2 protein-coding genes are annotated in these 564 nt (G+C 67.2%); both read right to left on the bottom strand.

The window, feature by feature from the left end; translation table 11 throughout:
* Positions 1-226, bottom strand: a 226-nt coding sequence (locus tag ACXJ3V_RS20535; protein WP_457102205.1) for a universal stress protein, incomplete at its 3' end; no start/stop codon positions are given.
* A partial coding sequence (locus ACXJ3V_RS20530; RefSeq protein WP_457102204.1) for a CBS domain-containing protein occupies positions 223-564 on the bottom strand: 342 nt, incomplete at its 5' end. The genes ACXJ3V_RS20530 and ACXJ3V_RS20535, both read right to left, overlap by 4 nt.

The raw sequence follows: 564 nt of genomic DNA, 5'->3' as shown, positions 1-564 counted from the left end.
GCCGCTGCCCGTAGTCGCGCAACTTCTGCAGCGCTTCGTCGAAGTTTGCGACACTCGACAACTCGACCAGCATCGGGAAGTCGTCGATGACGTACAGCAGACGCAGTCGAGCCTTCTGATCTGCGGCCAGCCGAATCGCTTCGCGCAGGCCCTGTTCGGCGGTCGCGCTGCCGTCAATGGGTACGAGGATGCGCTTCCTTGGGGGCCGCGTCATGAAGCCGGTCAATGCGGCGCCGGGACGGAGCTCCGGCCGGCCGTGCCCGTCGCGGGGAAGCGCAAGGGCAAAGGCTTCGGCGGGGGCGGGGCGGTGTTCGTTTCGGCCACTTCCCTCTGGATGCCGCTGCGGATCACCCTCGCCAGGCCGGCGAGTTCCTTGGCGCATTCGTCCATCAGGTCGTCCAGCGAGACGATGCCCGTGACATGCTTGGCACTGTCGATCACCAGCGCGCGCCCGACGCCATGGGATTCCATCACGGCGATGGCGGCGGAGACGTCGGCCTCCTCGGGCACGCTCGCGAGCTTGTCGCTGGCCAACTCGCCGACCTGGATGCCGTTGGCATTCAG

Source organism: Microbacterium sp. P5_E9, from assembly GCF_054049175.1.
Note: the sequence above shows the minus strand (reverse complement) of the source record. Positions and strands in the feature narration are given on the sequence as shown.